At 73.7% G+C, this 26,521-nt stretch carries 21 protein-coding genes and 1 pseudogene; 9 read left to right on the top strand and 13 right to left on the bottom strand.

Going from position 1 to position 26,521, the window contains the following annotated elements; genetic code table 11:
* Window positions 1-167: 167 nt before the first annotated feature.
* Entirely contained in the window at window positions 168-971 is an 804-nt protein-coding gene (locus ACFVST_RS17625) for an SGNH/GDSL hydrolase family protein (RefSeq protein WP_390152207.1), read from the bottom strand.
* Between the two features lie 279 nt (window positions 972-1,250).
* Window positions 1,251-1,628, bottom strand: coding sequence for a GntR family transcriptional regulator (locus tag ACFVST_RS17620; protein WP_390152204.1), 378 nt, complete (start codon window positions 1,626-1,628; stop codon window positions 1,251-1,253).
* Between the two features lie 69 nt (window positions 1,629-1,697).
* Here ACFVST_RS17620 and ACFVST_RS17615 point away from each other — a divergent pair, with 69 nt between their 5' ends.
* The 3 genes and pseudogenes from ACFVST_RS17615 (at window position 1,698) to ACFVST_RS17605 (ending at window position 3,432) form a co-directional block, all read left to right on the top strand.
* Window positions 1,698-2,627: a GNAT family N-acetyltransferase gene (locus tag ACFVST_RS17615; protein ID WP_390152201.1), complete on the top strand. Its 930-nt coding sequence runs from the start codon at window positions 1,698-1,700 to the stop codon at window positions 2,625-2,627.
* Window positions 2,608-3,120 (top strand): annotated as a pseudogene (locus tag ACFVST_RS17610) (DUF402 domain-containing protein). Before ACFVST_RS17615 ends, ACFVST_RS17610 begins: the two are co-directional and overlap by 20 nt.
* Window positions 3,121-3,297: 177 nt before the next feature.
* Complete coding sequence (locus tag ACFVST_RS17605) at window positions 3,298-3,432, top strand: hypothetical protein (RefSeq protein WP_390152198.1); 135 nt, start codon at window positions 3,298-3,300, stop codon at window positions 3,430-3,432.
* Window positions 3,433-3,531: 99 nt separating this feature from the next.
* On the opposite strand, the gene ACFVST_RS17600 is transcribed toward ACFVST_RS17605, so the two are convergent.
* Both ACFVST_RS17600 and ACFVST_RS17595 read right to left on the bottom strand, forming a co-directional pair.
* Window positions 3,532-4,446, bottom strand: a complete 915-nt coding sequence (locus ACFVST_RS17600) for an esterase/lipase family protein (RefSeq protein ID WP_390152196.1) — start codon at window positions 4,444-4,446, stop codon at window positions 3,532-3,534.
* A 188-nt stretch (window positions 4,447-4,634) separates the two neighbouring features.
* Window positions 4,635-8,123: a DNA polymerase III subunit alpha gene (locus ACFVST_RS17595; protein ID WP_390152194.1), complete on the bottom strand. Its 3,489-nt coding sequence runs from the start codon at window positions 8,121-8,123 to the stop codon at window positions 4,635-4,637.
* Window positions 8,124-8,293: 170 nt separating this feature from the next.
* Between ACFVST_RS17595 and ACFVST_RS17590 the strand changes: the two genes are divergently transcribed.
* On the top strand, window positions 8,294-9,355 hold the full coding sequence (locus ACFVST_RS17590) for a DUF3533 domain-containing protein (protein ID WP_390152192.1): 1,062 nt from the start codon (window positions 8,294-8,296) through the stop codon (window positions 9,353-9,355).
* An 89-nt stretch (window positions 9,356-9,444) separates the two neighbouring features.
* Here ACFVST_RS17590 and ACFVST_RS17585 read toward each other — a convergent pair whose 3' ends face one another.
* The 3 genes from ACFVST_RS17585 to ACFVST_RS17575 all read right to left on the bottom strand — a co-directional run bounded on the left by ACFVST_RS17585 (window position 9,445) and on the right by ACFVST_RS17575 (window position 14,220).
* Window positions 9,445-10,518: a S1 family peptidase gene (locus ACFVST_RS17585; RefSeq protein ID WP_390152189.1), complete on the bottom strand. Its 1,074-nt coding sequence runs from the start codon at window positions 10,516-10,518 to the stop codon at window positions 9,445-9,447.
* A gap of 449 nt (window positions 10,519-10,967) precedes the next feature.
* On the bottom strand, window positions 10,968-11,858 hold the full coding sequence (locus ACFVST_RS17580; RefSeq protein WP_390152187.1) for a S1 family peptidase: 891 nt from the start codon (window positions 11,856-11,858) through the stop codon (window positions 10,968-10,970).
* A 1,045-nt stretch (window positions 11,859-12,903) separates the two neighbouring features.
* On the bottom strand, window positions 12,904-14,220 hold the full coding sequence (locus ACFVST_RS17575) for a DUF5685 family protein (protein ID WP_390152185.1): 1,317 nt from the start codon (window positions 14,218-14,220) through the stop codon (window positions 12,904-12,906).
* 381 nt (window positions 14,221-14,601) lie between these two features.
* On the opposite strand from ACFVST_RS17575, the gene ACFVST_RS17570 reads away from it, so the two are divergent.
* Entirely contained in the window at window positions 14,602-15,042 is a 441-nt protein-coding gene (locus ACFVST_RS17570) for a cell division protein SepF (protein WP_390152182.1), read from the top strand.
* A gap of 51 nt (window positions 15,043-15,093) precedes the next feature.
* Here the strand turns inward: ACFVST_RS17570 and ACFVST_RS17565 are convergent, their stop codons facing one another.
* Both ACFVST_RS17565 and ACFVST_RS17560 read right to left on the bottom strand, forming a co-directional pair.
* Window positions 15,094-16,287 (bottom strand): acyl-CoA dehydrogenase family protein, encoded by a 1,194-nt coding sequence (locus ACFVST_RS17565; RefSeq protein WP_390152180.1) that lies wholly within the window; start codon window positions 16,285-16,287, stop codon window positions 15,094-15,096.
* A gap of 122 nt (window positions 16,288-16,409) precedes the next feature.
* On the bottom strand, window positions 16,410-18,083 hold the full coding sequence (locus ACFVST_RS17560) for an MFS transporter (protein ID WP_390152177.1): 1,674 nt from the start codon (window positions 18,081-18,083) through the stop codon (window positions 16,410-16,412).
* A gap of 292 nt (window positions 18,084-18,375) precedes the next feature.
* Between ACFVST_RS17560 and ACFVST_RS17555 the strand changes: the two genes are divergently transcribed.
* Entirely contained in the window at window positions 18,376-19,569 is a 1,194-nt protein-coding gene (locus ACFVST_RS17555) for a hypothetical protein (RefSeq protein WP_390152174.1), read from the top strand.
* Between the two features lie 233 nt (window positions 19,570-19,802).
* Complete coding sequence (locus tag ACFVST_RS17550; protein WP_390152172.1) at window positions 19,803-20,939, top strand: phosphatase PAP2 family protein; 1,137 nt, start codon at window positions 19,803-19,805, stop codon at window positions 20,937-20,939.
* Between the two features lie 112 nt (window positions 20,940-21,051).
* Here ACFVST_RS17550 and ACFVST_RS17545 read toward each other — a convergent pair whose 3' ends face one another.
* The 4 genes from ACFVST_RS17545 to ACFVST_RS17530 form a co-directional block, all read right to left on the bottom strand.
* The gene (locus ACFVST_RS17545; RefSeq protein WP_390152170.1) at window positions 21,052-21,267 is read right to left on the bottom strand and encodes an I78 family peptidase inhibitor; all 216 of its coding nucleotides are present in this window, start codon (window positions 21,265-21,267) and stop codon (window positions 21,052-21,054) included.
* Between the two features lie 289 nt (window positions 21,268-21,556).
* Window positions 21,557-22,426, bottom strand: coding sequence for a hypothetical protein (locus ACFVST_RS17540; protein WP_390152167.1), 870 nt, complete (start codon window positions 22,424-22,426; stop codon window positions 21,557-21,559).
* On the bottom strand, window positions 22,423-23,694 hold the full coding sequence (locus ACFVST_RS17535; protein ID WP_390152164.1) for a glycosyltransferase family 4 protein: 1,272 nt from the start codon (window positions 23,692-23,694) through the stop codon (window positions 22,423-22,425). The genes ACFVST_RS17540 and ACFVST_RS17535 overlap by 4 nt, the downstream gene beginning before the upstream one ends.
* 213 nt (window positions 23,695-23,907) lie before the next feature.
* The gene (locus ACFVST_RS17530; RefSeq protein ID WP_390152162.1) at window positions 23,908-24,447 is read right to left on the bottom strand and encodes a hypothetical protein; all 540 of its coding nucleotides are present in this window, start codon (window positions 24,445-24,447) and stop codon (window positions 23,908-23,910) included.
* Window positions 24,448-24,902: 455 nt separating this feature from the next.
* On the opposite strand from ACFVST_RS17530, the gene ACFVST_RS17525 reads away from it, so the two are divergent.
* Window positions 24,903-25,733, top strand: coding sequence for a hypothetical protein (locus ACFVST_RS17525; protein ID WP_390152159.1), 831 nt, complete (start codon window positions 24,903-24,905; stop codon window positions 25,731-25,733).
* Between the two features lie 245 nt (window positions 25,734-25,978).
* Window positions 25,979-26,398, top strand: a complete 420-nt coding sequence (locus ACFVST_RS17520) for a hypothetical protein (RefSeq protein WP_390152156.1) — start codon at window positions 25,979-25,981, stop codon at window positions 26,396-26,398.
* Window positions 26,399-26,521 lie beyond the last annotated feature (123 nt).

Here is a 26,521-nt window from a genome sequence, read left to right as displayed (position 1 = left end):
ACACAGGTATCCCGGTGGCCTGATCGACCTGTCCTGCAAGGCTGTTGGGGGTGCATCTACCAATTCGCGCGTTTCCGGGCCGACTTGGACAAGGCGGGGCATCAGGGACCGTTCGAAGGGTGGCCCGGTCGGCGTCGGGCCACCCTCTTCCCGCTGGCAGGCCCGGTTCAGTCGTTGGCCTCCAGGACGGGCAGGTAGCCGCCCTTCTGCCCGGTGGCCTTCGGGTGGTAGGAGTCGCCGAAGGCACCCCAGTTGAGACTGTTCATCCAGGAGTCGCTGGAGCAGATCTCGTGCCCGGTGAAGGCGGCGGGGATGTCGCCGTAGGAGAAGCCGTGGTCGGCGGCCCGCTTGGCGATGACCCCGTTCAGGACGTTCGAGGCGTCGTTGATGGCGGCCCGCTTGGTCTCCGAGAGCCCGGCCGAGCAGGTGCCGCCGAGCTTGTAGAAGCGCGGGTAACCGAGCACGGCGACATGGGCGTTGGGCGCCTTGCTCCTGATCGTCGAGTACACCTGGTCGAGGCGGCCCGGCAGGGTGTTCTCCACGAAGCTGCGGGCGTTCGAGATGGCGTCCAGGCAGGTCTTCTCGGACTGCAGCACACAGGTCAGCATGACGTCGGTGAAGCCGCCGTCATTACCGCCGATGGTGATGCTGACCAGGCCGGTGCCGGCATTGAGGGCGTCGACCTGGTTGTTCAGCACATCGGTGGTGATCGCCCCGGAGCAGGCCTTGAAGTCGAACGACGAGGGCGAGTGCGCCGCCTTGTAAAGCTGGGGGTAGGCGAGCGAGCTGCGCTTGCAGTCCGTGCCGTCGTAGCTGCCCGACCCCACGCCGGACGAGTACGAGTCACCCAGCGCCACATAGCCGGTCGCTTCGGCCTGCGCGGAGGCAGAGGTGGCCAGCGCCCCGGTGAGAGCGAGGGCGGCGGAGGCGGCCACCGTCGCCGCGTACGCGGTCGTTCGGGAATGTCTCATGAAGTCTCCCCTGAGCAGAATCACTGCTGTCGCGTGCCCGGAACACGGCACGGCTGATGCGTAGTGTGCATGTCAATTCCTTGCCCAACAACCGTTCGGGACACCCCTGTTCACGTCATTGGCCGACACTGGTCGACGCGCGTCGACCAGCGCCCTGAATTTATGTCGACATAGCCGCCAGGAAACGGGAGCCACCACCAAAAGCACCCGAACGAGGGGGAGTTCGAGCTTCCGGGACCTTTCAGGCGGGGCGCCGGACCGGGTCCGCGGAGCTGCTAGCTAGCGCGTCCCGTAGACCGCGCGTACCGCGTCGCCCGCCGCCGCCAGAGCGGCCTCGAGGGTCAGCCCGAGGCGGTGGGCGCGCTCGGCGAACTCCTTTGCCGCGGCGGCCGCTTCACGCTCCGCGGCGTCCCCGGCCGCGGCCACGAAGGTGCCGTGGCGGCCGCGGGTCTCCACCACGCCGTCCGCCTCCAGCACCCGGTAGGCCTTGGCCACCGTGTTGGGCGCGAGGCCGAGGCGTTCGGCCAGGCCGCGCACGGTGGGCAGCTTGTGGCCCACCGGTAGCGCACCCGAGCGGGCCTGGTCGGAGAGCTGGGCGCGGAGCTGCTCGTAGGGGGCCACCGCGGAGTCGTGGTCGATGCGGATCTGCTCAGTCACGGGGGGATTCTCCCGCACCCGCGGAAAAATCGGAGGCAGTCGGCCGCCCGGCGTGCGTAGCGTCGGCGTATGACTGTGCTCGTCCGCGATCTGCGGCCCGCCGACCCCGCCGACGCCGAGGCCTTCGCCGCGGTCCGCCGCGCCGCCCTGCCCTATATGCTCACCACCGGCGCCTCCGTCGCCCACGACTCCCGGCGCGCCCACCCCGACGCACACTTCCGGCCACTGGTCGCCGAGTGCGACGGCGAGGTCGTCGGCGTGGCCAGCATCCGTATCGCGTACGACAGTCCGCAGCCCGGCATCGGCGACGCCAACCTCTACGTCCATCCCGCGCGCCGCGGCCGCGGCGCCGGCGGCGCGCTGCTGGACGCGGCGACCGAGCGCCTCACCGGCCTCGGCGCGACCACCCTCTACTCCTGGGTCCTGGACGAGCCGCCGTACCGCGCGTTCGCCGCCCGCCGCGGCTACCGGCCGAGCCGCTCCGCGCACTTCCTCCGGCTGGATCTGGCGGGTGCCGAACTGCCGCCGCGGGCACCGGTACCGGCGGGTGTGGAGCTGCGCACCGGCGCGGAGTTCGCCGCCGACCCGCGCCCGCTGTTCACCCTGGACGCGGAGACCACCGCCGACGAACCGAGCGATGTGGACGCGGAGTTGGACGACTACGAGCAGTGGCTCGCCGACACCTGGGAACATCCGCTGCTGGACCGGGAGTTGACCACGGTGGCCGTGGTGGACGGGGTGCCCGCCGCGTTCAGCGCCGCCCTCACCGACGGGCGGGGCCGCTATGTCACGGGCATGACGGGCACCGCACGCGCCCACCGCGGCCGCGGCCTCGCCACCCTGACCAAGACCACCGCCCTGCACCGGGCCCGCGCCGCCGGCTGCACCGAGGCCTTCACCGGCAACGACACCGGCAACGAGCCGATGCTGACGATCAACCGCCGCCTCGGCTACCGCGTCTGCGCCACCGAGGTACGCCATGTCCGCACCCTGGGCTGACCGCGAGCCCGGCCGCGAGATCGAGGTGACCCTGGTCAAACACGGCCGCACCGAGATCGCCTACCCGGCGCGGCTGCCGGCCGACGACGGTGTCCGCGTCACCGTGCGCGCCCACTGGGCGACGGGCGTACGGGACTTCGGCTTTGCCCGCTTCGAGCCGGCGACATCCTCGTCGAGCACTACTGGCGCCACCGCTGGTACGCGGTGCAGGAGGTGCACCCCGCCGACGGCGTCTTCAAGGGCTGGTACTGCGATGTGACCCGCCCGGCCGGGCTCACCGGGCGGCGTGCTCACCGCGGTGGACCTCGATCTCGACCTGTGGGCGGCGGGGGACGGCTCGGCCGTACTGAGTCTGGACGAGGACGAGTTCGCGGCGAGCGGGCCGGCCGAGGTGGATCCGGAGGCCGCCGGCGCGGCGCTGGACGAGCTGGCGGAACTGGCGGGTTCCGCACGGCTTTCGCGGCTCACCGCGGTGTCCACGGATCGGAAATGATCGCGGGCGAGGAGTGGCGGGCCCCGGGGATGGGCATCAACCGTCCAGGATTCGGGACACCGGGTCTGACGTGACGTAGGCCACAGACAAAAGCCGCACGTTGCGGAAATCTCCCCCCACCGGTCCCCCGCCCCGCGCGGAGCACGCACGGAGCACGGTGGACGCTAGGAGGCAGTCATGCGCCGAGTGCAGGAGCAGCGGGCTTCGGTGAAGCAGCGCGGCCGCAGGACCCGCGACGAGGTCGAGGAACGGCCCGCGGAGCGCCCCGAGATCCGGCAGGACGTGCGCAGGCTCTGGTGGCCCGACGACTGATCCGCCCCCTTCACGACGGGTACGGCCCGCCCCGCTGTGTGCGGGGCGGGCCGTACCTGTGGGGGGTTGGGCGATGGTCTCTGCGGGGTGCCGCGCCTCTCAGGGGGTGATCGAGGCGCAGGTGGTCGGGGTGGCGTGCGCCGGGTCGAGGGCGTTGGCCACCTCGTGGTGGGCGATGCGGTCGGTGAGGCCGACGGTGACATGCTCGGACAGGTCGAGCGGGCACAGGTCCTGGAGCAGCACATTGTGGACGTCGGGCCCGTCGAGGAACTGCGATCGGTAGGGCGTGACGACCTCGTCGTAGCGGGTGGCCAGCACGGTGTAGTGCACCCCGGGCACCGTGTCACCGCCCTGGTTGAGCTTGGTCAGGAAGTCGGATCCGGCGATCTGGTCGGCCAGCCCGGGGGTGGTCGCGTTCAGCAGGTCCTCGGCGCCGGGGAAGTACGGCAGCAGTGCGGTGAGCCCGGAGAGGGTGGTGCCGTGGTTGTCGGGGGCGATCCCGACCAGGGCGTTCACCTTGGCGGCCCCGCCGAGGAACTTCAGGTAGTAGCGGGGCATCATGCCGCCCTGCGAGTGGCCGACCAGGTCGGCCTTGCCGGCGCCGGTCGCGGCGAGCACCCGGTCCACATAGGTGTCGAGTTGACCGGCCGACTTGTCGATGGGACCGAGGCCGTGGAAGAGGGGCACCCCGGGCAACTGCCCGTAGTCCAGGGAGTAGACGCAGTACCCGCGGCGGACCAGATAGGGCGCGAGCGCGAGCCAGTTGTCGGTGGCGTTGCCGAAGGTGCCGTGCACCAGGACGACGGGGCGGGGGTGGGCGGCGGAGGGGCGGCAGGACCAGTTGTTCCAGCCGCTGCTCGGGGCGGAGGCGGCGGAGGCCTGGGCGGGCGCGGCGGTCAGTGTGAGGGCGGCGAGCAGGGCACCCGCGAGCACGGTGCGCAGGCGGGAGAGTCTGCGGAGGGCGGGACGGCGCGGGGCGGCGCGCCGGTCGTGTTCCGGCTTCCAGGGCGGCATCGTGCGGTCTCCTCTGGGTTCGTCGGAGGTACGGCTCGGATGCGGTGCGGGGCGTGGCGCGGCCTGTCCACAACAGGGCGCGGCCCAGGCTAAGTTACGGCTCGGTAGCCGAGGAGTGAAGCTACACGTCGGTAAAATCCCGCGCGTCGCCGGAGCCCGCGCGGGAACCCGTACCGGAGTCCGTCGGCTCAGCCCGCGCTGCCGGGGCTCTGGTGCCAGAGCTTTCTGGGCGGGGTGGTGCCCTCGCCCGCGGGGCGGAGGTCCGCCCAGGGGTGCAGCTCATAGCCGGTGTCCAGGCGGATGCTGCGGTCGGCGCGCTGCTCCTCCGCCGGGGTGCCTTGGTCCGAACTCGGTGCGGACAGGCGGCGGTTGACGGCCGCCACGCCGCCCGCCTCCCGCAGTTCGATGAGGTCCGCCAGATTCCAGGCGGCCTCCCCCACCACGCTCAGGCTGCGCGGCCCGCGCCGCTGCACCGTGCCGCGTACCAGCAGCAGCCAGGAGTGGAAGACGGTGTGCGCGCAGGCGGCGTGCGCGTCGTCGAAGAAGGCGAGGTCGACCAGGCCGGTGCCGTCGTCCAGGGTGGTGAAGATGACGCGCCGGCCGGAGCGGATCGGCGGGGTCTGGGTGGCCGCCTTGGCCCCGGCCACCAGCACCGTACGGCCGTGCTCCACCGAGCCCAGCCGGTGTGCGGAGGTCACTCCCAGCTCCGCGAGGAACCGCGTGTGGTCCGCCATCAGATGGCGGGAGGCGTCCATCCCGAGGACGCCGAGTTCGGCGCTGAGCCGTTCCGTCTCGCCGAGGTCCGGCAGCCCGGCGGGGGCGGTGCCGCGTCCGCCGGCCAGCGGCAGTTGGGCTCCGCCCCCGCCGCGCGTCCCCCGGTGCAGCTCGGCCAGGTGGAGTTGCAGATCACGGCGGTTGGCGCCGAACGCGTCCAGCGCGCCCACCTGGGCCAGCCGGGCGGCGACGGGCCTGCTCGGCCGGGCCCGCTCCCAGAAGTCCAGCAGCGAGGAGTACGGCTGCCCCCGCTCGATCCGCTCCGCCTCCGCCTCGCTGATCCCGTGCACGTCGCCCAACGCCAGCCGCAGCGCGGCCACTTGGGGTCGGTCCGGGCCGGGTGCCGGTTCGACGCGGTAGTCGGTGGCCGAGTGGTTCACGTCCAGGGGGAGGATCGGCACGCCTCGGCGGCGGGCGTCGGCGAGCAGCAGCCGCTTGGGGTACATCCCGGGGTCGTGGGTGAGCAGTCCGGCGTAGAAGGCTGCCGGGTGGTGCGCCTTGAGCCAGGCCGACTGGTAGGTGGGCACGGCGAAGGCGACGGCGTGCGCCTTGCAGAAGCCGTAGGAGCCGAAGGCCTCGATGATCTCCCAGGTGCGGGTGACGGTGTCCGCGTCGTACCCCTTGGCCGCCGCGTGCTGGGCGAACCAGATCCGGATGCGGCCCTGGGAGTCCGGGTCGGACAGCCCGCGGCGGATGCGGTCCGCCTCGTCGCGGCCGCAGCCGGTCATGATGTCGACGATGTCGATGATCTGCTCATGGAAGACGACCACTCCGTAGGTCTCCCGCAGCGGTTCCGCCAGGTCCGGGTGCGGGAAGCAGACCGGGGCGCGGCCGTGCCGGGCCTCGATGAAGGGGCGCACCATGTCGGCGGCGACCGGCCCGGGGCGGAAGAGCGAGATGTCGACCACCAGGTCGTGGAAGGTGGCGGGTTGGAGCCGCCCGATGAGGTCGCGCTGGCCGGGCGACTCGATCTGGAAGCAGCCCAGCGTCTGCGCGGAGCGGATCAGCCGGTACGTCTCCGCGTCGCCGTCCCCCTCGGTGCCGGCCTCGGCGACCGCCGCCAGGTCGATCCGCTCCCCGCCGGCCCGCTCCACCTCGGCCACCGCGTGCGCCATCGCGGACTGCATCCGCACCCCGAGCACATCCAGCTTGAGCAGCCCCAGGTCCTCCACGTCGTCCTTGTCGAACTGGGACATGGGGAAGCCCTCGCCGCTGGTCGGCACCACCGGGGTGCGGGCGAGCAGGGTGGCGTCCGAGAGCAGTACCCCGCAGGGGTGCATGGCGACGCCGCGGGGCAGTGCGTCCAGTGCCTCCACCAGTTCCCAGAAGTGCGGGCGGGGCTCCCTCTCCCTTGCCAGGGCGGCGAGTTCGGGCAGTTCACGCAGGGCGGTGCGGGCGTCGCGGGCGCGGATGTGCGGGAAGGACTTGGCGATCCGGTCGATGTCGGCGGGCTCCATGGCGAGTGCGGCGCCCACATCGCGGACCGCGTGCCGCACCCGGTAGGTCTCCGGCATGGCGACGGTGGCCACCCGCTCGCTGCCGAACCGGTCGATGACCGCCCGGTAGACGTCGAGCCGGCGGGCGGACTCCACATCGATGTCGATGTCCGGCAGCGCCACCCGCCGCTTGGACAGGAAGCGCTCCATCAGCAGGCCGTGGGCGACCGGGTCGGCGCTCGCGATACCGAGCAGATGGTTGACGAGGGAGCCGGCCCCGGAGCCGCGCGCCGCCACCCGCACCCCCATCTCCCGTACGTCGTCCACGACTTGGGCCACGGTGAGGAAGTAGGAGGCGAAGCCGTGGTGGGCGATGATGTCGAGCTCGCGGTGCATACGCTCCCAGTAGGTGTGCGCGTCGGGGCGGCGGTGGAGGCCGCGGAGCACCATCCCGGCGGCGGCGCGGGAGGCCAGGGTGCGCTGCGCGGTGCGGCGGGCGGCGCCGACCAGGTGCGGCTCGGGGAAGTGCACGGTGCCCAGGCCCAGATCGTCCTCCGGGTCGAGCAGGCAGCCGGCGGCGGTGGCCTCGGTGTGGTGGACGAGGTGGCGGGCGGTGTCGCGGCGGTACCCGGCGGCCTCCACGATGTGTTCGGCGGCGGCCAGCATCTCCGCCGGGCCCTTCAACCAGCGCTCACCGCCGTCCAGTTGGCCCCGCGGATCGATCGGGACGAGGCGCCGGGCCGCGTCCAGCACATCGGCGACCGGCCCCGAGCCCGGGTCGGCGTAGCGGACGGCGTTGCTCAGTACGGGGGTGATGTGCTGCTGGGCGGCGAAGCCGAGAGTGCGGGCGGCGAGCCGCAGCGACCCGGGCCCGGTGCCCTCCCGCCCGTGCCAGACGGTCTCCAGCCGCAGCGCGTCACCGTACGTTTCACGCCACGGTACGAGGAGGTGGGCGGCGCGGTCGGGGCGGCCGGCGGCGAGGGCGCGGCCCACGTCGGAGTCGGGGCCGAGCAGCACGGTGAGGCCGTCGGCGGCCAGCCCGTCGCGGGTGAGCCGGGGCTCGCCCTCACCGGGGGCGGCGTGGGCGGCGGTGACCATCCGGCAGAGCCCGGCCCAGCCGCGGGCCCCGGAGCGGGCCAGGAAGGTGACCCGCGGGGTGGACTCGTCCAGGAAGGCACCACCCCGCACCGGAGCCCGACGAACACCGCTGACCTGGTCTTTCCGTACGGTGCCCGGGGTGGTGGCGGGCGGGTCCTCGACGGCCAGCTCCACGCCGAAGAGGGGGCGCACCCCGGCGCGGGCGCAGGCCTTGGCGAAGCGGACGGTGCCGGCGAGGGTGTTGCGGTCGGTGAGGGCGAGGGCGTCCATCCCGCGTTCGGCGGCGCGCTCGGCGAGCCGGTCGGGGTGGGAGGCGCCGTATCTCAGCGAGAACCCCGACGCGGTGTGCAGATGCGTGAACCCCGGCACACGCACCTCCCGATCCGAACAGTTCCAGCCACTCGCCTCCCCTGCCCCCACCATAGACCACATTCGAATGTGCGTGCGATAACCGGTAGGTACTCCGCCTCGGTCCGTCCGTCATCCGTTCGGCCGCCGCCCACCTGCACCGACGCCGACCCGGCCGGACTGTGGTGGACATGGCACAGTCCGCCGACGCGCCGCGCGTCACCTTCCTGTCCGAGCTGCGCAGCGCCGTCACCCCGCGGGCCGGGCTGCTGGTCCTCGGGGTGCTCGTCCTCCAGTTGCTGTTCATCGCCTCCTATGTGGGCGCGCTCCACGAACCGAAGCCGCAGGACGTGCCGTTCGGAGTGGTCGCCCCACCGGCGCGGGTGGACCGGGCGGTGGCCGAGCTGGACCGGCTGAGCGACGACCCGCTGGCTCCGCGCGCGGTCGGCAGCGCCCAGGAGGCCCGGCGCAAGATCATCGAGCGGGAGCTGGACGGCGCGCTGATCATCGACCCGGACCGGCCGGCCGACACCCTGCTGGTCGCCTCCGGCGGCGGGAACTCCCTGGCGACCGCCCTGAAGACACTGGGCGCCGAGATCGAACGCTCCCAGCAGCGGTCACTGCGGGTGGTGGACGTGGCGCCCGCCTCGGCGCACGACTTCAGCGGCCTGTCCTCGTTCTATCTGGTGGTCGGCTGGTGCGTGGGCGGCTACCTCTGCGCGTCGATCCTCGCCGTCAGCGCCGGCACCTCCCGCGCGAGCACCGTGCAGCGCGCCGCCCTGCGGCTGCTCACCATGGCCGTCTACGCGATCCTCGGCGGACTGCTCGGCACCCTCATCGCGGGCCCGATCCTCGGCGCGCTGCCGGGCAGTGTCTGGGGGCTGTGGGGGCTGGGGACGCTGGTGGTGTTCGCGGTGGGCGCCGCGACGCTGGCCCTTCAGGCGCTCACCGGCGTCATCGGGATCGGGATCGCGGTGCTGCTGGTCGTGATCGCGGGCAATCCGAGCGCGGGCGGGGCGCTGGCGCTGCCGCTGCTGCCGCCGTTCTGGCGGGCGATCGGCCCGGCCCTGCCGCCGGGCGCGGGCACCTGGGCGGCCCGCTCCATCGCCTACTTCGAGGGGAACGCGCTGCTCGGACCGCTGCTGGTGCTCTCCGCCTGGGCGGTGCTCGGTACCGCGGTCACCCTGGCCATGTCGGCCTGGCGCGGCGCCCACCGCCCCGCCCGCCCGGCACCGGCCCGGCCGGCCACCTGAGTCCCGCGCCACCGCGAACCGGAGGGCCGGCCCGTCGCGCACGGGCCGGCCCTCGGGGTGCCCCGCCGTGACGGGGCACCGCTGTCGGTTCAGCCGATCTCGGCGCCGAAGGCGGAGAGCGCCTCCGGGACCGGCTGGAAGAAGGTCTCCCCGCCGGAGGAGCAGTCGCCGCTGCCGCCGGAGGTCAGACCGAGCGCGGTGTCGCCGTCGAAGAGCGAGCCGCCGGAGTCACCGGGCTCGGCGCAGACATCGGTCTGGATGAGGCCGTTGACGACGTCGCCGTTGCCGTAGTTGACGGTGGCGTCCAGGCCGGTGACGGTGCCGTCGTGGACCTGGGTGGTGGAGCCGCTGCGGGACACCTTCTCGCCGACGGTGGCGTCCCCGGCCTGGGTGATCTGCTGGGTGCTGCCGTCGTAGAGGTCGACCTCGCTCGGGTGGTCCACCTCCGCCGTGTACTTGACCAGGCCGAAGTCGTTGTCCGGGAAGCTGGAGTCGGCGTTCTGGCCGATCTCCTGGCCGCTGCTGTCGGACCAGGTCGAGATGGCCTCGGTGCAGTGGCCCGCGGTGATGAAGTACGGCTCGCCGTCCTTGACCACGTTGAAGCCGAGCGAACACCGGCCGCCGTCACCGGAGATGGCGTCACCACCGGCGATCAGCGGTTTGAACTCGCCCTGGGAGTGCTTGAGTTGGGTGGTGTCACCGAGGCCCTGCACGACCTTGGTGAGCTGCTTCAGCTGGGCGCCCCGGACCGTGCGGTCCGCGGTGACGACGACCTTGTTGCTGGCCGGGTCGACCGCCCAGGAGGTGCCCGGGATGGTGGCCTGCCGTTTGAGTGTGCCGCGGGCGCTGTCCAGTTCGGCGAGGGAGTGCTCGACGACACGGGCTCGGGCGCCGGCCGATTCGACGGTGCGCGCCGCCGACTCGTCCAGCACATTGACGACGAGTTGCCGGTTCCCGGCGTCGTAGTAGCTGCCGGCGGCGCTCTTGCCGAGGTCGGAGACCAGGGTCGAGGCGAGCTTTCCGGCCTGGGCGGCGGAGAGGGTGTGGGGGGCGGTCCGCGGGGCGGCGTTCGCGGTCTGGAAGGTCGCTCCCGCGACCACCAGTGCGGCGATGCCCGCACCTGCCACCGCGGCACGTCGTCCGGATATGTGTCGGTGCTTCAACTCACGTCCTCCTGTGGGGGGTCGGCGCCCGGGGACGGGGAGTCCCAGGACACCGGAGGCGTATGTCGCACGGCCCGGCACACGGTGGGGAACGTGTCCGGGCCCCTTGGGTGCCGCCCACTATCACCAGCGCCGCGGCGGGCACACAAGACCGGGTTCCGGTCGGTCGTACGAGCGCGTTCCGCCGCCTTCACGCCGTTGACCCACCGTGGTCACACCACGTCGGCCGCCCTCGCGCACGCCGGAGGACAGGTAGCTGTTCGACCGTGGGTGAGGAGTAGTCCAGTCCTGAAATCGCCCATACCGCACATGAGTTGACGTGGGAAAGCGTTCACAGTTGTGCCGATCCGGTGCAGGCGGACTCCCGTGCCTCAACGACGAGGTCCCCGCACACCCGGAGGTGTGCGGGGACCCGTTGCCGTCGGGCGGTCCGTCCAGGAGCGGTCCGTCTAGTAGACGACGGCGCCGTAGGCGGCGAGCGCCTTGGTGACGGGCTGGAAGAAGGTCGTACCGCCGGAGGTGCAGTTGCCGCTGCCGCCGGAGGTCAGGCCGTAGGCCGTCGTTCCGCCGTAGAGCGGGCCGCCGGAGTCACCCGGTTCGGCGCACACGGTGGTCTGGATGAGGCCGTAGACGACGTCACCGCCGCCGTAGTTGACGGTCGCGTTGAGCGCGGTGACGCGGCCGCTGTGGATGCCGGTGGTGGAACCGCGGCGGGTGACCGTGGTGCCGACGGTCGGGGTCGCGGCCCTGGTGATGTCCTGGCTGCCGACGGTGCCGGGCGGGGCGGTGGTGGTGGAGTACTTCACCAGGCCGTAGTCGTTGCCCGGGAAGCTGGACCCGGCGGTGTCCCCGATCTTGGTGCGGTTGGAGTTGGACCACGTGGTGGCGCCCTTGGTGCAGTGACCGGCGGTCAGGAAGTAGTACGCGGTCCCCTTCTTCACATTGAAGCCGAGGGAGCAGCGCCAACTCGTCGCATAGATGGCGTCGCCGCCGGAGAGCATCGGGCGGAAGGTGCCCGGTGCGTGCTTGATCTGGATCGCGGCGGCGTTCTGGCCGGCCGCCTGCCGGATCTTGGCGATCTCCGCCTTGGAGACGGTGCTGTCGACGGTCACCAGCACCTTGTTGTTCTGCTTGTCGACGGCCCAGGCGGTGCCGGCCACGTCGGCCTTCAGAACGGAGTTCTGCGCCTGGCTGAGCTGGGCGGCGCTGAAGGCCGGGGCGGAGTCGGCACTCGCGGCGGGTACCGCGAGCGCCGCGGCGGCCACCAGTCCGGTGCCCACAGCGGTCAGTCGAGCACGTCTGCTGATGCCACTGCGTGGGGTGGTGCGCTTGATCCTCACTGTCGTTCCCTCCCGAGGGGAAATCAGGGGCCCGCGTGGGGTCGGGGCCCGTGAGGCGCAGCCGGAGGCGAGAGTGCCGAAGCACAAACACGACGTGCCCCTGACAAGCGCTGGATCGGAGTATCAGGTCGCCGGGGAGGGCCCACAAGGGCGTCTTTCGGCCGTCGGAGCACACGCGGCCCCGCCCCGGTGGCCGCGCTGTCGGTCGCGCGCCCACCGGGGCCGGCGGGTCGGGGGCCGCGTAAGTGGGGCCCGCGATGGGACGGCGCCCCGCCCGACCGGGTTCCGTCCCGGTCAGTCCACCCTGAGCCCCGACTCCCCTGCCGCCACGGCGAGTTCGAGGATGCGGCCGGGCGGCGGGAAGGGGCGGGCGGGGTGGCGGGCGACGGCGCGGCCGCTCGTGTCCACGTCCGCTCTGGAGCGCCCTGAGCGTCGGGCGCCGCGGGCCGCGAAAGCGGAACGGGAAGCAGCAGCGGCCACCGGCGGCGCCCACGAAGACCACCCGAAGCGGACCCTCCGCCTCCGGCGCCACCTGCGTATCTTTCCCCTCCGGCCCGCACGAAGGCCGCTTCGCCGTCCGGCCCCACCCCCCGCCCCAGCCCGCCGCGTCGACCACCGGCACGGCACGGGCGGCACCGCGGGGGTGCCGCGTCCTGGCACCGCACGGTCGCCCCGGTACGGGTGGGCGGCGACACCGCGGCAGGCGGCACCGGCGCACCCGTCCGGGCCGAAGTCCCGTACCGCTCACCGCCGTTCACAGCGCACCGGTGGGCACCGCGGCGGACTCGGGGGCGCCGTCAGCGGTGGGCCGCGCCCCTCCGGTGAGGGGCCCGCCGCCGAGGGGGAGCCCGTCCGCCGGGGTGGCGGTGCGGGGTGCCTCGGTGCCGTCCGGGGTGCGTTTCCAGCGCCCCGGGATGGCCGGAATCAGTCCCTACGGATAGCCCGCGAACCAGCGCGTTCCGCCCGGCGCGAGCGACCCCTGGGGCACCACGCCCGCACTCCCCTCACACTCCTCGCACCACCGCCGGTCCCACCCGGTACGGGGTCAGCAGTCGCAGCCGCAGTCACAGCAATCGCAGCCGTCGCAGCAGTCACAACCGTCGCAGCAGTCGCAGTCACAGCAGTCCCGGCACCAGCCCTCGCGGCGACGGCCCGACCAGGGACCCTCGAACTCCTCGGCGCAGCACAGCTTGCAGGTACAGCAGAGGCCGACCGCCATCGCGCAGCCGGCCAGCAGCCCGCGCCCCGTCGGCCGCCGCGGAGGCTGCGGCCCCCCGCCCGGCCACTGGCCCCCGCCACCCCCGGACCCACCCGGCCCCCCGGGTCCACCCGGCTGCACCGGCGTCCCGTACGGATTGCCATAGGGATTCCCGTACGGATTCCCGCCGTACTGTCCCGGCGGCAGATGCGGGCCGCTGAGCGGGGGGCCGCCGTTCTGGGGGCCGGGGGCGCCCTGCGGGGGCGGTCCGAAGGCACCCTGCGCACCCAGGTGCGAGCAGCCCCCGCCGCCGAAGGCCCGGTCCACGGAGCGCCGCACCTCATGGACGAGCAGCCGGTGCGCGAGCCGTCCGTCGGTGAACTCGACGTCCCGCAGGGCGAGTCGGATCCCGCGGACGGCGTCATCGGCGAGCCGGCGCGCCTCGGTGGACGACGTACCGGTGGCGGTCAGCGGGTTCCAGGCGCCGGAGGCCGCGTCCGCCTCGCGGTCCTCCACCGCGTCCAGCAGATGCGCCAGGCGCCCGAAGAGGCGGCCGGCCTCGGCGAGCGGGGCGGCGTTGCCCGGCCGCCCGGCGAGGACCGCGGTGTGGGCGAAGGCGGCGGCGGTGGCCGTCTCGGTCGGCTCGGTGACGGTCACCAGATCGGTGCCTGGCCCGGCCAGCGCCTCGACGCTCTGCTGCCGGTCCACCGCGTCGAGCAGGACCGCGGTGTCGAATCCGACGGCGGCGCCCGAACGGCTGCCCGCCCGGCCCCAGTTGGCGGCGACCCGGCGGGCCGCGGCGGCCACCGGGCGGCGGGCCAGCAGCCCGTCCCGGTCGGCGACATGGTCGCGCACCTTGGCCGCGGCCAGCACCAGGGAGACGGCGGCGGCCAGCCGGGCGCCCTCACCGCGGGCGACGGACGCGGTCCGCATCCCGCGCAGCGGGCAGGGCCCGGCGGTACGGCGGGCGCGGCGGGCCTCGTCCGCCCCGGACTGAGCCTCCGTCAGAACAGAGACCAGCAGACCGTCGTAATTGGTGACGATCCGGGCGAACTGTCCGTGGTCGCCGCGCAACGCCAGGCAGAGACCGCAGAGATGGGCCGTCCACTGGGCTTGGAGGCCCTCACCGAGTTGATGCCGGCAGGGCCGGACGATTCCGAACACGCGCTTCTCCCCGTGAGTGGCGCGGCACTTCCACCGGGCCGCGACAACCGCCGGCCACCCGCCCCCACCCGGCTCGGAACCGGTGCACGGCGTGCGACCTGCGGGGCATCGTAACGCCGCCTCGCGTTCACCCGGACGCCCCGGTCGTCACCCGTACGCCGTGGAGAATATTATTTCACTCTCAGTCAGCAGCCGTGTACCGCACGGGGCCTGAATAGCAAGGGATCCGCAGGGTTCCGCGGGGGCGACAAGGGGAAGGCGAGTGCTGCAGTCCCGTCACGAAAACGCCGCGCGGCGACTATCCCCTTGGCGCGCCATCCCCATCATGGACAACCATAGGGGTGCGGATCGCACGAAAGACCGCTGTGAGAGGAGGCGTCCATGGGATCGGTGCGCAAGGCGAGTGCCTGGCTTGGCCTCGTCGACGACAACGAAGAGCGTTACTACGACGGATACGAGGAAGACGGATCCGGGGCGGGGACGGCCGAGGCCTGGGCGACCGACCCGCGGGTGCGGGTCGCCTCCGACTCCGCGGAGGAGCGCGGCCGCCGGATCGGCACGGTCACCCCGGACAGCTTCCGGGACGCCCGCGTCATCGGTGAACTGTTCCGGGACGGCGTCCCGGTCATCATGAACCTCACCGCGATGGAACCCGCCGACGCCAAGCGCGTGGTGGACTTCGCGGCCGGGCTCATCTTCGGTCTGCGCGGCTCCATCGACCGCGTCGCCACCCGCGTCTTCCTCCTCACACCCGCCCACACCAAGATCGTGAGCGGGGACGCGGCGAGCCGTCCCTCGGACGGCTTCTTCAACCAGAGCTGAGGCGAGGCCGCTCGCCGGCCGCCGCCGGTGCCACGGCCTTCGCGGCCGCGGTCACCGGAAGGCGTCCAGGCCGGTGAGCGCCTTGCCCAGCACCAGTTGGTGCATCTCGACCGTGCCCTCGTAGGTCAGCACCGACTCCAGATTGGTCGCGTGCCGCATCACCGGGTACTCCAGCGAGATCCCGTTGGCGCCCAGGACGGTGCGGGCGGTGCGGCAGATCTCGATCGCCTCGCGCACATTGTTGAGCTTGCCGAAGCTGACCTGTTCCGGGCGCAGCCGGCCGGCGTCCATCCGCCGCCCCAGATGGTGGGCGAGCAGGATCCCCTTGTGCAGTTCCACCGCCATGTCGGCGAGCTTGGCCTGGGTGAGCTGGAAGCCGCCGATCGGCCGCCCGAACTGCTCCCGCTCCCCCGCGTACGCCAGGGCCGCCTCGAAGCTGGCGCGGGCGGCGCCCATCGAACCCCAGACGATGCCGTAGCGGGCGTGGCTGAGGCAGCTCAGGGGGCCGCGCAGGCCGGTGGCGCCGGGGAGTACCGCGTCGGCCGGGAGCCGGACCTCGTCCAGGACCAACTCGCTGGTGACGGAGGCGCGCAGGGACCACTTGTGCTTGATCTCGGGGGCGGCGAAGCCGGGGCTGTCGGTGGGGACGACGAAGCCGCGGATACCGTCCTCCGTCCCGGCCCACACCACGGCGACGCCGGACACCGAGCCGTTGGTGATCCAGGTCTTGCGGCCGCTGAGCACCCAGTCGCCGCCCGCCTCGCGTTTGGCGTGGGTGCGCATCCCGGCCGGGTCGGAGCCGTGGTCGGGTTCGGTGAGGCCGAAGCAGCCGATGACCTCGCCGGCCGCCATCCGCGGCAGCCACCCCTGCTTCTGCTCCTCGGAGCCGAAGCGGTGGATCGCGTACATGGCGAGGGAGCCCTGGACGGAGACCAGGGAGCGGATGCCGGAGTCGGCGGCCTCCAGCTCCAGGCAGGCCAGGCCGTACTGGACGGCGCTCGCACCGGCGCAGCCATAGCCGGTGAGGGACATACCGAGGGCTCCCAAGGAGCCGAGTTCCAGGGCGAGTTCACGGATTTCGGGGAGTTCGCCCCGCTCGTACCAGTCGGCGATGTGCGGCAGGACGCGGTCGGCGGCCCAGCGGCGGACGGTGTCGCGGACGGCGAGGTCCTCGGGTTCCAGCAGGTCGTCCAGGCCGAGGGGGTCGTGCGGGTCGAAGGCGGGGAGCCGTCGGGGCTGAGACACGGGGGCGCCTCCCGGGCGGGCTGACTGGCAGCGGTGGCTTCTGGCTGCGCACGACGGTACGGCGCACCGGGTAGCGCGTCCAGCGGGCCTGGGACGGCCAACGGCACCGGCACCGGCACCGGTCAGGGCTGCGGTGCCGCTCCGGCGGACTGGGGTGCGGGGGCGGTCGCGCGGGGCGCGGGGGCGGCCGGGCGGGGGGCCGGGACGGTGCCGCGTTCCGGTGCGGGATCGGCGGCCGGACACTCCATGGTGCGCGGCAGCCACAGCGCGGCCAGCGCGCCCAGCACCAGCAGCCCGGCGCTGACCAGCAGCGTCACATGCAGCCCATGGACGAAGGAGGTCCGGGCCGCGTCCCGCAGCGCGCCGCCCGCCCCGCCGCCGAGCCGATGCGACACCGCGTACGCCTCACCCAGCGAGTGACCCGCGTCCCGGCGGGCCCAATCGGGCACCCCGGGCACCGAGTTGAGGCCCGGCGCGTAGGCCGCGTTCATCACGCTGCCCAGGAACGCTATACCGATGCCCGCGCCGAGCTGGTACGAGGTCTCGCCGATGGCGGCGGCCCCGCCGGCCTGCTCCTGCGGGGCCTCGTTCAGCATCGACTCGTAGGCGCCGAAGAGGGTGGTCTCCAGGCCGAAGCCGAGCAGGACGAAGGCGCCGAGCATCAGGCCCGGCGCGTCCTCGCCGCCCATCGCGGTGAGCAGCAGTACGGCGGCGGCGGTCAGGGCGAAACCGGCGCCGACCATGGTGCGCGGCCCGAAGCGGTCCAGCATCCGGGAGCCGGCCAGGCCCGCGGCCATCGCGGCGACGGTGAGCGGCAGCAGCCGCAGCCCGGTCGCCAGCGGGCTGAGCCCGAGGACGAGTTGGAGGTACTGGGCGGCGATCAGCTCCAGGCCGACCAGGGCCAGCATCGCCAGCACGATGCACCCCACGGAGGTGCTGAACGCGGGGCGGGCGAACAGCCGCAGGTCGACCAGCGGATGCCGGCGGCGCCGCTGCCGGCGTACGAAGACGGCCAGCAGGGCGGCGCCCGCGAGCAGCGGGACCAGGGTGAGGGGGCCGGTGACGGACTCGGCGGCGCCGAGCCGTTTCACGCCGAAGACCAGCGCGAAGAGCCCGACCGCGGCCGTCAGCGCGCCCAGCACGTCCCAGGGGCCGTCCCGCCGGCCCGTCGACTCGGGCAGCAGCCAGCGGCCCACCGGCAGGCTGACCAGCATCAGCGGGATGTTGACCAGGAAGACCGAGCCCCACCAGAAGTGCTCCAGCAGGAACCCGCCGAGCAGCGGCCCGACCGCCGCGCCCACCGCGGCGACCGCGCTCCAGACGCCGATGGCCAGCGCCCGCTCGCGGCGGTCCGGGAAGACCTGCCGCAGGATCGACAGGGTGGCCGGCATGATCATGGCGCCGCCGACGCCGAGCAGGGCGCGCGCCCCGATCAGCACCTGCGCGTCGGGCGCGAGGGCGGCGAGGGCGGAGGCCACCCCGAAGAGGGCGTAGCCGAGGAGCAGGATGCGGCGGCGGCCGACCCGGTCGCCCAGGGTGCCGAAGAGGATCAGCAGCGCGGCGCACACTAGCGGGTAGGCGTCGACGATCCAGAGCAGCTCCATGGCGCCCGGCTTGAGGTCCTCGCTGACCGCGGGGACGGCCACATGCAGCACCGTCGCGTCCACCGCGACCAGGAGCAGGCTGACGCAGAGGACGAGGAGGACGAGCCAGCGGTTGCCGCCCTCGGCACCGGCGGCGGGGTACCGGCGGCGCCGGGCGGGCCGGCGCGGTGCGGCCGTGGTCGTCCCGGACATCTGCGTACCTCCCTGATGGTCCTCGGCATCGGGCGACGGCCACTCGCGCTCCGGGCCGCGGACGCCGGTCGGCGGCAGTGCGGCGGTGGTGCGTCGCCGTGCTTCGGGGACGTCTCCCGGGGTGGGCGGCACTCCGGGGGCGAGAGGCGAGTGAGCGGCCAGAGTACGCGAGTGATCCGGGGCGGTGCGTGGCGGACCTCTCAGCGGTTGCACGGGACGGTGTGGCATGTACCACTTTTTCCGGGACTGGGGTGGGGGTGGGCCGCTCAGGGGCGGCGCCGATAATCGTCCGGTGACCGACCCCGGCCTCCGGGCCCTCCCGACCGGCGACTCCCCCGCCGCCCGCGGCGCGCCGTCCGCCGTGCCCCCGCGGCCGGCGGCCGCGCTGCGCCGGGCCGCGCCCGCCCTGCTGGGCTTCGCGGCGGTCCGCGCCCTGGGGGTGGCGGTGCTCGCGGGGTGGGCCGCGGCACACGGCAAGGACTGGCACACCCTGCTCACCGCGCGCTGGGACTCGCTCTGGTACACCCGCGTCGCCGAGCACGGCTACGGCTGGCAGGTGCGGCTGCCCGACGGGACGGTCCACTCCAACCTGGCGTTCTTCCCACTGCTGCCGTGGCTGGAGCGGCTGGGCGCCTGGATCGGGCCGCTGCCGGCCGCGGATGTGGGCCTGGTGGTGGCGTGGACGGCCTCCGTGGCGGCGGCCTGGGGGATCTTCGCGGTGGCCGAACTCCACTCGGGCCGCCGGGCCGCCGGGTTCGCGGTGCTGCTGTGGGCGGTGCTGCCGGTGGGGGTGGTGCAGTCGATGGCGTACAGCGAGTCGCTGTTCACGGCGCTCGCGGCGTGGGGGCTGTACGCGGTGCTGACCCGGCGGTGGCTGACCGCGGGGGTGCTGGCCGCGCTGGCGGGGCTGACCCGGCCGGTGGGCGGTGCGGTGGTGGCCGCGGTGTGGGTGGCGGTGGTGCTGGAGGCGGTGCGTACCCGGCGGCTCGGGTGGCGGCCCGCGGTGGGCGCGCTGCTGGCGCCGCTGGGGGCGGCGGGCTATGTGCTGTGGGTGGGGCGGCGCTCCGGCGGCGGCCTCCTCGGCTATCTCGACGTACAGCGGCAGTGGGGCAACGGCTTCGACGGCGGTCTCGCCTTCGCCCGCTTCATCGGCTCCCGGCTGATGTCGTTCCCCTCCGTCCTCGCCGGGGCGGGGTTGCTGGCGGGGGTGGCGGGGGTGGTGTGGCTGTACGCGCGGTGCGTACGGGAGCGGCAGCCGTGGCCGCTGCTGGTGTACGGCGGGATCGTGACCGTGCTCGCGCTCTGCGCCTCGGGCTACTTCGGGTCCAAGCCGCGGCTGCTGCTGCCCGCCTTCCCGCTGCTGCTGCCGCTCGCCGCGGCCCTCGCCCGCCGCAGGCCCGGCCGGACGGCGGCGCTGCTCGCCGGGGTGGCCGCGGCCTCGGCGGTGTACGGGGCGATCTGGCTGTGCGGTTCGGGGCCGCCGTGACGGGGAGCGGAGGAAGGGGCTCCGGCGGAATACCGGACGGCTTTGCGGTGAACTCAATTCGACCGGCCCATAAATGACCGGAACAAATGATCAGCGGACGGCCGGGAAAGCCCACGCACTCCCTGAATAAGCTTGAGTTAAAAGGCCAGTTGAGAGCGATCCCACATCACATCGCCATCACAAAGACGTGGTTTCGGCAGGGACGGCAGGTCACCCGCTGTAACGTCGATTGGGTGCGTACCGAACGAAACCTCACCCGTCTGGACCGGGTCTTCGCCCGGCTGGACCGTGAGCCGGAACGGCCGGCCTGCCTGGACGCGCCCCACATGAGCCGGCACCGGCTCGTGCTGCTCGGCGCGAGCCTGGCCTTCTACCTCGCCATCGTGTACGCCGTCGTCACCACCTCCTGGCTGGTCCGCTTCGACTGGGAGGTCATGTTCTTCCGGCCGTACCAGCAGTGGCCGTCGATCCACGCCTTCCTCGACTACTACGTGGTGCTCGGCCAGCGCGGCCCCACCGCGGTGATGGTGGCCGCCTGGCTCGGCTGGCGCTCCTGGCGGCAGCACAGCCTGCGGCCGCTGCTCGCCCTGGGCACCGCGCTGCTGCTGCTGAACGTCACGGTCGGCGCCGCCAAGCTCGGCATGGGGCGCCTCGGTCCGCACTACGCCACGGTGATCGGATCGAACGAGATGTGGCGCGGCGGGGACATATTTCCCTCCGGCCACACCGCGAACGCCGTGGTCACCTGGGGCATCCTCGCCTATCTGGCGTCCACTCCGCGGGCGCGCCGCTACCTCTCCGCGATCTCCGCGGTGGTCGCGCTGGGCGTCGGCCTCACCACGGTGTACCTGGGCACGCACTGGCTCAGCGATGTGGTGCTCGGCTGGGTGGCCGGACTGCTGGTGCTGCTGGCGCTGCCGTGGTTCGAGCCGCTGATCGCGCGGGCCGAGGCCTGGATCCTGGACTGGCGCGAGGTGCTGCGCCGCCGCCGCGCGGCGGGCCCGGCCCCCGTCGGCATCCCGGTCCGCACCCCGGCGGCCACTACGCCCCGGGCGACCGTACCGCCGCTCACCGGGGGTGCGACCGCCGAAACGGTCCTGCCCGACGGTGTGGCGGCCGAAGTGCCGTTGTCCGAAGGGGCGTTGGCCGAGAGCGCCGCGGCTTCCCGGTCGGAGGACCCGGGCGCGGAGGTGCCGGTGCGCGCACCGCTCACCCCGCTCCGTCCCGCCCGCGCCACCCTGCACTCCGCCACCCCGCACCCGCCGCGCTCCGAGCGTCCCCCGGCCGCCCCGGCCGGCAGCCGACGCCCGCCGCACGCGGACCGGGTGCCGCACACCGCCAGCCCGGCCAGACCGCTCACCGGCGGCTGAGCCACCGGCGCGCGGGTACCCACCCACCGGCGCGCCGGACAGGATCAGGGCCCGACTCCCTCGGGGGAGCCGGGCCCTGATGCCGTCGGCGGTCCGGTGCGCGCGCCTGCGGTCAGCCCTTCCAGCAGCGGCGTACGGCGCCGTCCTCGACCTCGAAGTTCAGCCGGCCCACCTGGTACTCCATGGTGATCATGGTGCCGGGGGGCAGGGATCTGACCGCGGACCAGCCGCGGCCGCGGGCGCGCTCCTCGGCTTCCGCGGCGGCGAGCCCCACATAGCTCGCGGGGTCGTCGTCGGGTTCCTGCGTCGGGAAGGGAATGGGAGCCATACCGGCCACCGTAGGCGACCGGTACCTCCCCGGTCACGCTTCTGTCACAGGATCTCGACACCCCGGTCCGCGGAATCCCGCTCACCCGATGGAAGGATTCACCGCCGGAAAGCAGAACTCGAAGCCGCCTCCCGGCGTTATCCCGGCCCCTTTTCCCGCGATTACCCGAGCCGCTGCCACGGCCGTTTTCGGTACACCTTCTCCGGAGCCCGTACGGGGATTTCCGGAACGCTTCGGACGGGGTTCGGGCGGCTGACGAGGAGTCGGAAATTCCCGCCCGGCGTGGGGGCTAGGCGGGTTCGATGCGTATCGAGAGGTCGTTGGAGAGGGTGTAGTACGGCTGGGCGGACCGGGGGCCGGTGGTGGGCGCCAGTGGGGTCGCGGGGTAGGTGAAGATGTGCTTCTTGTCGGCGACGTCGTCCAGCAGGCGGGCCACCTTGGCGCGGGGGCCGTCCGGGCCGGCGGGTCTCAGGTACACATCCCATATCCCCGCCGGTGCCGCCGCGGCGAGCTGCTCGTAGGGCACGGTGAAGGTGAACTCGGGCCCGTCCGCGTCGAGTTCGAGCCGCAGCACGGGCGCCGAGGAGTGCCGTCCGCGGAGTTCGGCGCAGGCTCCGGCGGAGAGTTCCGCCAGATGCACCCGGCCGGTGACCCGCACCCCGCCCCCGGTGACATGGAGTTCACCGGCCTCCGCGTGCGGGCTGCGGCGCCAGGTGCGTACCGCGAGCCGCCCGTTGCCGGTGGTGTACGGGATGCGCACCGAGACATGGCTGCGCCAGGCGCTGGGCACCCGGTCGACCAGTGATCTGAGGTCGTTGAGGCCGGGCGCCAGCTTCCGCGGGCGGGCCGAGGGCAGCAGCAGATAGGCGTCCCAGCGGCCCTCGACCAGCGGCACGCTGCTGGGCAGGGCGGCCCGCAGCCGGCCCGTCCCCGCCTCGGTGAGCGGCAGCCGCACCTCGTCGGTGGTGTGCTCCTCCTTGGTGCGGCGGGCCAGCAGCAGATGGGCGGGGCCGCCGGTGCCCGGGTCGGCCAGGTCGAAGGTGAGGCCGCCGGCCGAGTCGGCCACGCAGTCGGCGCGGGGCGGTTCACCGGCCGTACCGTCCTGGCCGGGCCGGTCCTCGGAGGCGGGCGGCGGTTCGGTGAACAGCGGGGGTGTCATGTGGTGGGGCCCTTTCCCAGTGCGCTGCGTGAGGCCTCAAGCGCGGCGTGCGCGCGGTCCAGTACGGCCCCGTAGCCCTGGTGCAGCGAGCCGCGGAGGCGGGAGCCGCGGCGGTGGCCGGGGCCGCGGGCGGCGAGCCCGGTGTAGAGGTCCTCGTGGCGTTCGGCGATGGACGCCGGGTCGAAGCGCCGGGCGTCCCGGAGGGCTGCCGCGGCCATCCGGTGGCGGAGCGCGTCGTCGTTGATGAGTTCCAGGAGTCCGGCGGCGACCGCCTCGGCGTTGCCGACCTCGACCAGGCGGCCGTCGACCCCGTCGGCGATGATCTCGCCGGGCCCGTGCGGGCAGTCGGTGGAGACCACGGGCAGGCCGCAGCGCATCGCCTCCACGATGGTCATGCCGAAGGACTCCAGGCTGGAGGTGACGGCGGCGATGGAGCCCTTGACCCACTCCGGTTCGATGGGGTGCGCGGGGCCCATCAGATAGACGTGGTTGTAGAGGCCGAGGGAGTCGATGAGCTGCCGCAGGGCCTCCTTCTGCTTGCCGCTGCCGTAGATCCGCAGCCTCCAGTCCGGCCGTTCGGCGCGTACCCGGTCGAAGGCGCGGATCAGGAGGTCGTACCGCTTGACGGGGGCGAGGCGGCCCGCGGCGACGACCCACTTGCCGGCGCCGTCCGCGGGCTGCACCGCGGGCGCCGGGACCGGGTTGGGGACGGCCTCAAGTCGCACGCCGGGCAGCCGCATCCGGGAGCGGTAGGCGCGGGCGTCGGCCTCGGTGGTGGTGGTGAGGGCGTCCAACTGCGGGTAGGCGGCGCTGAGTCGGGCGCGCAGCCGGCGGGAGTGGCTGTCCAGGGTGAGGTGCTCCTGGCCGACGCGGACCGGGCCGCGGCGGGTGTCGCGGGCCAGGTGGACATTGAGCCCGGGGCGGGTGGCGACCACCACATCGGCCCGGGTCTCGCGGAGTTGGGCGGCGATCCGGGCGTCGGTCAGCTCGCTGTACTGGGTGTAGCGGCTCTCGGCGCGCGGGAAGGCGCGGGAGGGCCGCCGGTGCGCCGGGGCGTCGGCGTCGCAGTGCGGGGAGTCGCGGCGCAGATCGACCAGGTGGCGCAGGCGGACCCGGGGCCCGGGCGGCAGTTGGGGCGTGTCGCGGTGCCGGAAGACCGAGACGATCTCCACGTCGTGCTGCTCGGCGAGCATGTCGGCCAGGTTGTACGTGGTCTTGATCGTCCCTCCGATTCCGTACCCGTTGTGTATGAGGAAGGAAATATGCATGGGGCCCCGCATCTCACGCATCGGTGCGGCCGGTTGGTCGGTGCCGGCCGCCTGCCACCGGTTGAGACCCGGCGCCCGCTGCGAGGGTTGGGCGTACTGACCGACTTGTGCCGGAAGCGTTGCGGATCCGATAGCCGGTACGGGCAACCCGGGGGCGGCCGAACTCGTCAGGGGGGTAAGGGAGTTGCCGTCGTGGACGGCCTGGGTGCGCGGTCAGCAGCCGGCGGGCTTGGGGCCGCCGGCCAGTTGGACCAGCGAGCACAGGGTGCTGTCGGACACCTTCCACACGTTGTTCTGCTTCACTGCGGTACCGGTCGCGTCGGGCAGGGCGGTGCGGCCCTGGACGGACAGGCTGTAGCGCACCTGGGCCTCGGTGGGCGAGGACAGCGACACCTGGCTGACCTGCGCGGAGAGCTGCCGCGCGAGCTTGTCACCGCTGAACGCCTTGAGGGCCGGGGCCAGTTGGGTTCCGTTCTCCAGAAGCTGCTCCTTCTCCTGGACCGGGGTGCCGGGGTCGAAGAACTTCGTCCAGTTCTCCCGGATCTGCTGCTCCGCGGACGACGCCGGCACCGCGGTAGCTTTCCCCGCGCCGGCACCGGTACTGCCGAAGGCCGTGGCGGCGGGTGCCGCGAGCAGCACCGCCAGGGAGGCCAGCATCACGGGGCGTCGTGCGCGGTGGGACCGCGAACCGTGTGCGGGCGGACTGGCGCCGCCCGTCCGGCCGTTGCCTGCTGTCAGCTTCCGGAGATCCATCTGGCTCACCCGCCGGCTGTCACGTCCGGGCCGGACCGCCCGGTGCTTTCAGGGTCGGCCGCCACCGGGCATGGCGCAAACCGCCCGGGCCCGGGAGTACCGGCGCGCGGGGCGGCGCACGGGACGTTGGCACCCGCCACCGGGTCAGGGGGCCGCGCGAGGGAGGGGGCGGTGGTTGTGGCGGGCCGGTCCGGCGACCAGGGGCGATGGGCGGGCGTACGGGTCCCGTCCGGGCCTTGTACGGGCCTCATACGGGCGTCGTACGGCGCTCTGTCGACAGTTCGACATCCGGACGCTCCAATACCGCTTTCTGTCGCTGAATCGACATATGCGAGGAGTTGGCGCCGTGGGCGTGACCCGGGCCGCGGCTCGCCCGTTGTCCTTGCATGAGCCGGGAACCGCCCGGCCCGAGCCGGACAAGCCCGGCCGCATCGACAGATCCCGAGGAGCCACCCGTGCCGCGGATGCTCGACGTCAGCGACGACGTACGCGCCGAGATCGGAGACGCAGAGGCAGACCGGCTGCTCGCCGGTGAGAACGCCCCGGGCAGTTACGACTGCACCTCCTGCCGCACCCCGGGCGACTCGGAGCAGGAACGCACCAGCACCGTCCTGTTCATCGGCGAGGAGACCGCCGTCCTCGCCTTCGCCCACGCCGGCTGCCTGCCCTCGCAGGTCGTCCAGGTCACCGAGGAGCAGTTGCAGGGCGCCGTCCGCTCCATCACCGGCGAGCAGGCCGCCCCGGCCCACCCGCAGGCCCCGGCCCCCGCCCACGCCGCCCCGGCCGCCCCCGCACCGCCCGGCCCCATGCCCGAGCAGGCCGTACTGGGAGTCACCAGCGGCCTGGTGCTGATCGACGGGGAGCTGTATCCGGCGCTGGTGGTGGAGCCGACCGGGCCGGTGGCCCGCCCCGGCACCACCGGTCCCGGCGACGCCTTCCTGCCGCTCCTCGTCGAGCAGGGCTTCCTGCCGGTGACCGAGGTCGGGCAGTTGCCGCCGGTGCTGCACGGCTGGTCGGTACTGCTCGCCACCGGCCAGTTGCACGCCGTGCTCCAGCCCGGGGCGGGCGGCGGCTCGCCGGTGGCCTGGTGGCAGGCGCACCAGCCGCTCCAGGTCACCGACGACTGGCGGAAGGCGGCGGCCAAGCTCCAGCAGGTACTGGTCCTGGCCGCGCCGGTCGGCTCGATCGGCCGCCAGCCCCGGGAGGACCTGCTGCGGGACGCGCTGGACAAGGCGGCCGCCGCCGGACGCCTGGTCGGCTGCACCATGCCACTCGCCGGCACCTGAGCCGCCCCCGCCGCGAGCCCCCACCGGCCGCCCGGCCGCCACCGCGCGCCGGGCGGCCTCGCCACGCTCGGGGCCACCTGCGCCGAAGTCCGCCTGTGGCGGCCCGAGTTCCATGCCCGCCCGTATCCCCCGGCGGCCTGCGAAAACGCACGGCTCGGCCGCATCCGTCCGGCTCCGGGGTCGTTTGCACCTATGTGCAGACCTACGACCCCTCCCGCCGCTACCCGCACGCTCCGATCCCCGGGATGCGTCCCGCGCAGGATCCGCCGGGCAGCTCCTCCGCCACACCGATCTACGACGCGCTCTACGCGGAGTACCGCCGGTCCTTCCGTGCCCTGCCGGGTGATCGCAGCGGCGAGGAGGAACTGGTCTTCACGGGGTTCGGGACCGGGCCGTACGGCACGGGCTACGCGGGGGCGGTGCCGCTCGGCACGGGGTCCGGCAGGCACCACCGCAGGCCCGCGCTGACCGCGGGCGGTGGGGCGGGCGGACCCGCCGGGGAGGACGCGGCGGGCCGCTTCCGCCGGGTCCCCGGACCGGCGGCCGAGCTGGGCCCCGCCTACCAGACCGGCTCCTGGCAGTCGGGCTCCTGGCAGACCGGACCGGCCGGACTGCTCCCGGTGTCCCTGCCGCACGCACCCGGCGCACCGCACCCCGAGAGCTGACGCCGCGGCGGGGGGGCCCCCCCCCCCCCCCGGGGGGCCCCCCCCCCCCAACCCCCACCCGCCGACCAACTGGGGCGGGCGGTCGACCCCCACCCGCACCACCAGATGGGGGCGGGGGCCGAC

This window comes from Streptomyces sp. NPDC058045, assembly GCF_042885635.1.
In the GTDB taxonomy this organism is placed as follows: domain Bacteria; phylum Actinomycetota; class Actinomycetes; order Streptomycetales; family Streptomycetaceae; genus Streptomyces.
This window is presented reverse-complemented; position numbering and strand designations above follow the sequence as displayed.